Below are 8322 nucleotides of genomic sequence, written 5' to 3'. Positions count from 1 at the left end.
CTGCTGGCCACGGTGCTGCTGGGCGGGCTGATCCAGCTCGCCTTCGGCCTGCTCAAGCTCGGCAAGCTCATCCGCATGGTGCCGCATCCGGTGATGCTGGGCTTCGTCAACGGGCTGGCGATCGTGATAGCCGGCTCGCAGCTGGAGCACTTCCGCGCCGCGGACGGCGGCTGGCTCGCCGGCGCGCCGCTCTACACCATGCTGGGGCTGGCGGCGCTGGCGATGCTGATCGTCTACCTGCTGCCGCGCCTCACCCGCGCCCTGCCCTCCGCGCTGGCGGCGATCGCGGCCGTGACGCTGCTGGTGCAGGCGCTCGGCCTGCACACCCGCACCATCGGCGACATCGCCGCGATCCACGGCGGCCTGCCGGCGCTGCACCTGCCAGCGGTGCCGTGGAACCTCGACACCCTGCGCATCGTGTTGCCCTATGCGCTGGTGATGGCGGCGGTCGGCCTGCTGGAGACCCTGCTCACCCTCAACCTGGTCGACGAGATCACCGCCAGCGAAGGCCAGCCCGACCGCGAGTGCGTGGCGCTGGGCGCGGCCAACCTCGTCTCCGGCCTGTTCGGCGGCATGGGCGGCTGCGCGATGATCGGGCAGACCATGATCAATCTTTCCTCCGGCGGGCGCGGGCGGCTCTCGGGCGTGGTTGCGGGCGCGATGGTGCTGTGCTTCGTACTGTTCCTCTCGCCACTGATCGAACGCATTCCCCTGGCCGCGCTGGTGGGCGTGATGGCGGTGGTGGCGCAGCGCACCTTCGCCTGGGGCAGCCTGCGCCGGCTGCCGCGGCTGCCCCGCGCCGACGCGCTGGTGATCGTGGCGGTAACCGCCATCACCGTGGCCACCAACCTCGCCACCGCGGTGCTCTGCGGCGTGGTGATCTCGGCGCTGAGCTTCGCCTGGAAGCACGCCTCGACGATCGAAGCCGAGGTCACCGACCTGCCCGACGGCCGCCGCCGCTACGCGCTGCGCGGCACGCTGTTCTTCGCCTCCACCACGCGCTTCCAGTCGCTGTTCGCGCCGGCCGACGACCCGGCGGACGTGGTGCTGGACTGCACCCACGCGCGCCTGGCCGACCACTCCGCCGTCGAAGCGGTCGAGGCACTGCGCAAGCGCTACGCGCAGCAGGGCAAGCGGCTGGAGATCCGCGCGCTCAGCGACGATTGCGAGGCGCTGCTCGCGCGCGTGGGCCGGCTGGAACGGGCCTGAGCCGGCACAACGCGCCTTACGACGACCCGCCAGACGACGCCCGACTGCGTGGCCAGCCGGCATGGCCGGCGTGCCCGACGCCGCGCGAGCGAACCATAGCCACACCCTATCAAGGGAATCGCAAGAATCGAATTCCACTGATGGACCGGCTTCCGTAGATTGGGTAGCGAGCCAGCCAGCCCGAGCCAGCCACGCTCATACGGTACGCATCCGCAATCCCCCTTTTCAGTGTTGAGGCCGCTTCGCTTATCCGTGACCATGGGAAGGGCGTGACGGGTATTCGCAGCACATCGTTTGACGGCACACGATGGCCCGCCCCGCTCCCCCATCCCCATCCTATGGACGAGTAGCCGCTGCGAACTTCCTTGGAGCCCATACATGACGACGATTGAAGCTAAGTGCCCGTTCGACCATGCCGCCGGCGGTGCCGCCCCCAACACCGCCAGCAGCGTCACCACCAACCGCGACTGGTGGCCCAACCAGCTGCGCGTGGACCTGCTGAACCAGCATTCGGAGAAATCCAACCCGCTGGATAGCCGGTTCGACTACAGCGTCGAATTCAACAAGCTCGACTACCACGCGCTGAAGGCCGACCTGCGCAAGCTGATGACCGATTCGCAGGACTGGTGGCCGGCCGACTTCGGCCACTACGGCCCGCAGCTGATCCGCATGGCCTGGCACAGCGCCGGCACCTACCGCGCCGGCGACGGCCGCGGCGGCGGCGGCCGCGGCCAGCAGCGCTTCGCCCCGCTGAACTCGTGGCCGGACAACGTCAACATCGACAAGTCGCGCCGCCTGCTGTGGCCGCTCAAGCAGAAGTACGGGCAGAAGATTTCCTGGGCCGACCTGTACATCCTCGCCGGCAACGTCGCGCTGGAGAGCATGGGCTTCCGCACCTTCGGCTTCGCCGGCGGCCGCGAGGACACCTGGGAGCCGGACCAGGACATCAACTGGGGCAGCGAGAAGACCTGGCTGCAGCACCGCACGCTGGAGAAGTTCAACCAGCCGCTCGGCGCGACCGAAATGGGCCTGATCTACGTCAACCCCGAAGGCCCCGCGGCCAACGGCGACCCGGTGTCGGCCGCCGCCTTCATCCGCGAGACCTTCGGCCGCATGTCGATGGACGACGAGGAGACCGTCGCCCTGATCGCCGGCGGCCATACCTTCGGCAAGACCCACGGCGCGGCGCCCGAGTCGCACAAGGGCCCGGAGCCGGAAGCGGCGCCGATCGAGGCCCAGGGCCTGGGCTGGATCAGCGACTACGGCACCGGCCACGGCAAGGACACCGTTTCCAGCGGCCTGGAAGTGACCTGGACGCAGACCCCGGCGCAGTGGAGCAACTACTTCTTCGAGAACCTGTTCAAGTACGAATGGGCGCAGACCCGCTCGCCGGCCGGCGCGATCCAGTGGGAAGCCAAGGACGCCGCCGAGATCATCCCGGACGCGCACGACCCGTCGAAGAAGCGCAAGCCGACCATGCTGACCACCGACCTGTCGCTGCGCTTCGACCCCGCCTACGAGAAGATCTCCAGGCGCTTCCTCGAAGACCCGCAGGCCTTCGCCGAAGCCTTCGCCCGCGCCTGGTTCAAGCTGACCCACCGCGACATGGGGCCGAAGGCGCGCTATCTCGGCCCGGAGGTTCCCAAGGAAGACCTGATCTGGCAGGACCCGCTGCCGGCCCCGGTCCACCAGCCGAGCGCCGCCGACATCGCCGACCTGAAGGCGAAGATCGCCGCCTCGGGCCTGTCGGTCGGCGAGCTGGTTTCGGTCGCCTGGGCGTCCGCCTCGACCTTTCGCGGCGGCGACAAGCGCGGCGGCGCCAACGGCGCGCGGCTACGCCTGTCGCCCCAGAAGGACTGGGAGGTCAACCGGCTGGCGGTCAAGGCGCTGCCCAGGCTGGAGGACATCCAGCAGGCCGCCGGCAAGGCCTCGCTGGCCGACGTGATCGTGCTGGCCGGCGCGGTCGGCATCGAGCAGGCCGCCAAGGCCGCGGGCGTCGACGTCGAAGTGCCGTTCGCGCCGGGCCGGGTCGATGCCTCGCAGGCGCAGACCAGCGCCGACAACTTCGCCTTCCTCGAACCGCTCGCCGACGGCCTGCGCAACTACAAGAAGGCCGGCGTCGGCGCCGTCACCGAAGCCCTGCTGGTCGACAAGGCGCAGCAGCTGACCCTGACCGCGCCGGAACTGACGGTGCTCGTCGGCGGGCTGCGCGTGCTCGGCGCCAACTACGACGGCTCCGCGCACGGCGTGTTCACCGACCAGGTCGGCGCGCTCAGCAACGACTTCTTCGTCAACCTGCTGGACATGGGCACGACGTGGACGCCGGTGGACCAGGCCGCCGAAGTGTTCGAGGGCAAGGACCGCAAGACCGGGCAGGTCAAGTGGACCGGCACCCGCAACGACCTGATCTTCGGCTCCAACTCGGTGCTGCGCGCCCTGGCCGAGGTCTATGCCAGCAGCGACGCGAAGGAGAAGTTCGTCCACGACTTCGTGGCGGCCTGGAACAAGGTGATGAACCTCGACCGCTTCGACCTCAAGTAACGGGCGTGGGCCGCCGCCGGGGCAACAGTCCCGGCGGCGCCCCGGGCCAGGCGAGCGGTATTTTCAGACAGCGGGGCGGCTTTCGTTTCATCGAGGCCGCCCCGTTCCGTTTTTGCGAGCAGGCCGTACCTTAAAGACCGGAAAGTGGGACTTGTACGTGCAGGTGCTGAACCCCGACGAGCTGGACAAGTTCGCCTACGACGCACTGGACGACACCAAGACCTGGGAAGGCGTGCCCGAGCGCAAGATCGGCACCCTGGTGCTCAACCAGGCGCCGGACAACTACTTCGAGAGCACCGAGGAATCCGCCTTCGCGCCGTCGCGGCTGGTGCCGGGCATCGAGCCCTCCGAGGACCGCATGCTGCAGGGCCGCCTGTTCGCCTACGCCGACACCCAGATGTACCGCCTGGGCGCCAACTACCAGCAGTTGCCGGTGAACTGCCCGGTGGCCGGGGTGAACAACGAGGACCAGGACGGCGCCATGAACACCGGCGCGCGCAAGGGCGAAACCAACTACGAGCCTTCCACGCTCGGCGAGGTGGCCGAGGACCCGAAGTACAAGTCGGTGCGGCTGCCGCTGTCGGGCACCACCCAGCAGCAGGCCATCCACAAGACCCTGAACTTCGCCCAGGCCGGCGACTACTACCGCTCGCTGAGCGCGCAGGACAAGGACGACCTGATCACGGCACTCGGCACCGACCTCGGCCGCGTCACTAACGACGCCAACAAGTACGCGATGCTGTCGTACTTCTACAAGGCGGACAGCGACTACGGCCGCCGGCTGGCGCGCGCCGTGCACGCCGACCCCGCGCGCGTGAAGGACGCCGCCGCCAAGCTCCAGGACTGACCCCAGCCCGCCGCCCGGGCGGCCCCTCGCGGGCCTCCCTCATTCCTTACATCACGCCCGCCGAGGGCCACCATGTGCGCCGCACATGCGGGAGAACGCCCCATGCCACAGTCCGCCCGCCGCTATCTGCTCTATCTCTACGTCGTGCTGCCGGCGCTGCTGCTCGCCGGCGCCGCGATCTACTATCTGTGCCCGTCCCTGCGCCTGCCCGCCAACACGGACGCGCTGCGCCGGCTGCCGCCGGTGCAGGCCGTCGATGCCCATCGCTACGACCAGGAATGGTTCGACGCCGCCCGCGCCGGCCGCCTGGACATACTGGGCGCGCTGCACGAGGCCCATTACCCGATCGACAGCCAGACCCACGCCGGCTTCACCGCCGTGATCCTGGCCGCCTACGACGACCAGCCCGCAGCCGTGGACTATCTGCTGCGCGCCGGCGCCGATGCCTGCATCGCCGACCACAACGGCAACACGGCGCTGATGGGCTCGCTGTACAAAGGCGAACCGGGAATCGCGCGGCGCCTGCTCAAGGCCGGCTGCGCGATCGACCAGACCAACAACGCGGGCGAGACCGCCCTGTCCTTTGCGGCCCTGTTCGGCCGGCTGGACATCATCCCCGAACTGGTGACGCTGGGCGCCGATCCCGACCATGCCGACGCCCGCGGCCGCACCGCACTGCAGACCGCCTACGCGCAAGGCAACCCGCAGGCGGCCGAGGCGCTGCGCCGGGCCGGCGCCAGCCGCTGACGAAGTCCGCATGGCCTGCACCGGCGCAGGCCATGGCCGGGCCGGCCGGCCGCTTCAGGAGCGCCCGGCATCCTTCCATTCGCGCAGCTGACGGCGGGCCTTCTTGTCCGGCCGCGAGGGCGGCCGCAGGCCGCCGCCCTCCAGGCGGCGCATCTCGCGCTGCGCCGCGCGCGCGGCCGCGCTGGCCTCGCTCTCGCGATACAACTGCTGTGCCGCGCTGGCCGGGCCACGCTGTTCGGACAGGGCCACGACCTCCACCTCCAGGCGCTCCTCGCCCCGCGTGATGCGCAGGCGGTCGCCCGCGCACACGGTCTTGGCAGGCTTGCAGGCCTCGTCGTTGAGGCGCACCTTGCCGCCCTCGATGGCCTGCTTGGCAAGGCTGCGCGTCTTGAAGAAGCGCGCGGCCCACAGCCACACATCGACGCGCACGGCCGCGCTGGTTAGATTGCTTGCATCGCTCATCGGTATTTCGCGGAGTTCGTGATGGCCTCGATCGACCTTGCCTGGCCCGGCGGCCTCGCCGCCTTCCTCGCCGGATTCATGCTGGCCCGGGCGCTCTATTTCAAGCGTGAGGCCGCAGCGCCATCGCCGCAGCGGCCGCTCTCCGCCGGGGAAGCGGCCCGGCTGGATGCCGAGATCCGCGCCGCCGGCAAGGTCGACGCGATCCGGCTGTACCGCCGCGCCACCGGCGCCGGCCTCAAGGACGCCATGGCGGCCGTGCAGGCACGCGCGGGCCAGCTCGGCATCCGGCTGCGCTGACGGTGGCGCCCGTTCACGCCCTTGCCGCGGGGCTCAACCTCCCTCCCCCGCTTGCCGGGAGAGGCTAAGGAGGGGTGAACCCTGGCTCCGGGGCAAGAACGTTTCACCCCTTCTCCGACACGCGGGGAGACGCCGAACAGGCCGTCAGAGATCGCTCCCGCGCTGGGGCACGCAGCCCGCCGCGCGGATCAGCTCGGCCGCCACGCGCCCGGCCTCCTCGTCGGTGTAGCTGTACACCGCGGTGACCGTGCCGCCGCCACCGCCGCCGGACAACGTGCTGGCATTGATGCTGTTGAAGGCGCGCACGAAGCGCGTGCCGGGAAACGCGCGCGCCGAGTAGCGCGCCACGCCGGCCGCGCGCGCCTCGTTGGCGATGGCGCCGTCGCGGAAGGGGTAGGCGTTGTCGGCGTCGATCAGAATCTTGCCCTTAAGCTGCGCGCCGTACTGCCTGGCGATGTCGGGCTCGGCCTTGTACGGCACCGCCAGCAGGATCACCTCGCCCTGCGCGATGGCCTCGGCCACCGTGCCGGTGCTGGCGTTGGGGCCGGCGCTCGCGGCGAGGTCCTTCAGTTCCTCCGGGTGGCGCGAGGAAAACATCACCTTGTAGCCGGCCTTGGCCCACAGCGTGCCGAGCGTGCCGCCGACCTGGCCGGAGCCGATGATGCCGATGGTCGGCTTGCCGGCCGCGGCGGCGCAGAGCGGCATCGCCGCGGCGGCGAGCAGCACCAGCGCGAGGCCGGCCAGGCGGGAAAACAGGGAACGGCGCGAACGGCCGGAACGAAGATCCGTGCGTGACATGCGGTGCTCCTGATGACGGGGGACCCCGGCCGGATGGCGGACACGGCGCAGCGGGGCGCCGGAGGAACCGGGCGGGTTGCGGGCAGCATACGCTCGCATGCCGCAGCGCCCAACCCCTGCGGGCTTCCCTTGCGCGCCCTGCGCAGACTCATGCGCGGAGCGTAGAAAATCGCGCCGCGCCAGTAGCACGCCTACGCCTCGCGCGCGAAGCGGCGGCATGCCGTCGGATGCGGCGAGATCGACGCCTTCAGCGCCTTAGCCTTGACGCAAGGCGGCGCCCGTCCTTGCGACCATGCCGGCCCGGGGCCTCGACGCCGCACCTCATCCCAAGCCAAGGCCCGCCCGCCCTCGCCGGCAGACCGCGCTACCCCAGCGCGTGATTCCACAACGGCACCGTCGCCAGCGACAGCACGATGCCCACGCCGAGCACGGTGTTCGCCAGCGGCGGTTCGAGGCCGTACTGGTCGGCCAGGATCGCCGCGGTGATCATCGGCGCCATCGCCGCCTGCAGCACGCCCACGGCGAGCACCTCGCCCTGCACGCCGGCGAGGCGCCCCAGCAGCAGGCACAGCAGTGGCGCCAGCAGCAGCTTCCAGCCCAGCCCCAGCGCCGCCGCGCTCCACTGGTGCCGCTCGGGCTTCAGACGCAGTTGCATGCCGACCGAGAACAGGGCCAGCGGCGTCATCGTGGTGCCGATGGCATGCAGCACGCCGTCCACGGAAGCCGGCCAGCCGCCGGCCAGGCCCACCACGATGCCCGCTGCCAGCGCCAGCAGCGGCGGGAAGGTGAACACGCGCCGCAGCACCTCGGCCGCCTGCGCCTTGCGCCCGGCGTAGATCGAGGCCACCACGATGCCCAGCGTCGACAGCGCCGCGAAGCTGCCCAGTTGGTCGGCCACCACCGCCAGCGGCAGGCCGTCCGCGCCGCGCAGCGCCTGCACCATCGGATAGCCCATGAAGGCGGTGTTGCCCACGCCGCCGACCAGCACCAGGGCGCCGATGCGATGCCGCGACCAGCCGCGCCAGCGCCCGGCCAGCGCCATCAGTACCCATGCCCCGCCCACTACCAGCCACATCGACACGGCGGGAAACCACAGCTGCGCCTCGAAGCGCACCTGCGGCAGCAGCTGCAGAATCAACGCCGGCAGCGCGATGTCGATCACCCACCAGTTGATGCCCGGCACGATGCCTGCGGGCGGCCTGCCGAAGCGCGCCACCGCCACGCCGAGCAGCAGGCAGACAAAGAGCAGCAACAGGGCGCTCATCGGCACGAACGCCGTCGCCGCGCCGCCGGCCCTGCGCCGGTCCGGACGTCCGTTTCCATGCCGGCGGAACCGGCGGTGCCGTCCCATTGCTTCCGCATGTCCTGCTCTCCCGCGTGTTGCCCGCGATACCGCAAGCATACCGGCGGCCAGGCCGGCG

General features: G+C 70.7%; 8 protein-coding genes. 5 read left to right on the top strand and 3 right to left on the bottom strand.

Annotated elements, in window-relative coordinates; genetic code table 11:
• The 4 genes from ACH65_RS11565 to ACH65_RS11550 form a co-directional block, all read left to right on the top strand.
• The coding region (locus ACH65_RS11565) for a SulP family inorganic anion transporter (RefSeq protein WP_049622752.1) at nt 1-1209 on the top strand (1209 nt) is incomplete at its 5' end.
• A 378-nt stretch (nt 1210-1587) separates the two neighbouring features.
• Nucleotides 1588-3750 (top strand): catalase/peroxidase HPI, encoded by a 2163-nt coding sequence (gene katG / locus ACH65_RS11560; RefSeq protein ID WP_049622751.1) that lies wholly within the window; start codon nt 1588-1590, stop codon nt 3748-3750.
• 112 nt (nt 3751-3862) lie between these two features.
• The gene (locus tag ACH65_RS11555; RefSeq protein ID WP_082190279.1) at nt 3863-4597 is read left to right on the top strand and encodes a catalase; all 735 of its coding nucleotides are present in this window, start codon (nt 3863-3865) and stop codon (nt 4595-4597) included.
• A gap of 102 nt (nt 4598-4699) precedes the next feature.
• On the top strand, nt 4700-5344 hold the full coding sequence (locus tag ACH65_RS11550) for an ankyrin repeat domain-containing protein (protein WP_049622750.1): 645 nt from the start codon (nt 4700-4702) through the stop codon (nt 5342-5344).
• Between the two features lie 54 nt (nt 5345-5398).
• Here ACH65_RS11550 and ACH65_RS11545 read toward each other — a convergent pair whose 3' ends face one another.
• Nucleotides 5399-5806, bottom strand: a complete 408-nt coding sequence (locus tag ACH65_RS11545; RefSeq protein WP_049622749.1) for an RNA-binding S4 domain-containing protein — start codon at nt 5804-5806, stop codon at nt 5399-5401.
• 21 nt (nt 5807-5827) lie between these two features.
• On the opposite strand from ACH65_RS11545, the gene ACH65_RS11540 reads away from it, so the two are divergent.
• Nucleotides 5828-6103 carry a hypothetical protein gene (locus ACH65_RS11540; protein ID WP_049622748.1) on the top strand — a complete coding sequence of 92 codons (276 nt, stop codon included), beginning with the start codon at nt 5828-5830 and terminating at the stop codon, nt 6101-6103.
• A 144-nt stretch (nt 6104-6247) separates the two neighbouring features.
• Here the strand turns inward: ACH65_RS11540 and ACH65_RS11535 are convergent, their stop codons facing one another.
• Nucleotides 6248-6901: an NADPH-dependent F420 reductase gene (locus ACH65_RS11535; RefSeq protein ID WP_049622747.1), complete on the bottom strand. Its 654-nt coding sequence runs from the start codon at nt 6899-6901 to the stop codon at nt 6248-6250.
• A 364-nt stretch (nt 6902-7265) separates the two neighbouring features.
• Complete coding sequence (locus ACH65_RS11530; protein ID WP_202594193.1) at nt 7266-8165, bottom strand: AEC family transporter; 900 nt, start codon at nt 8163-8165, stop codon at nt 7266-7268.
• Nucleotides 8166-8322: the final 157 nt, after the last annotated feature.

The sequence above is a fragment of the Frateuria defendens genome (genome assembly GCF_001182895.1).
Classification (GTDB): domain Bacteria; phylum Pseudomonadota; class Gammaproteobacteria; order Xanthomonadales; family Rhodanobacteraceae; genus Frateuria_B; species Frateuria_B defendens.
The sequence above is the reverse complement of the archived record's forward strand: the minus strand, read 5'-3'. Positions and strand labels throughout refer to the sequence as shown.

Coding starts and splice junctions, on each gene's coding strand:
- ACH65_RS11535 (WP_049622747.1), bottom strand. CDS start 6,901: ATGTCACGCACGGATCTTCGTTCCGGCCGTTCGCGCCGTTCCCTGTTT.
- ACH65_RS11530 (WP_202594193.1), bottom strand. CDS start 8,165: ATGAGCGCCCTGTTGCTGCTCTTTGTCTGCCTGCTGCTCGGCGTGGCG.
- ACH65_RS11545 (WP_049622749.1), bottom strand. CDS start 5,806: ATGAGCGATGCAAGCAATCTAACCAGCGCGGCCGTGCGCGTCGATGTG.
- ACH65_RS11550 (WP_049622750.1), top strand. CDS start 4,700: ATGCCACAGTCCGCCCGCCGCTATCTGCTCTATCTCTACGTCGTGCTG.
- katG (WP_049622751.1), top strand. CDS start 1,588: ATGACGACGATTGAAGCTAAGTGCCCGTTCGACCATGCCGCCGGCGGT.
- ACH65_RS11540 (WP_049622748.1), top strand. CDS start 5,828: ATGGCCTCGATCGACCTTGCCTGGCCCGGCGGCCTCGCCGCCTTCCTC.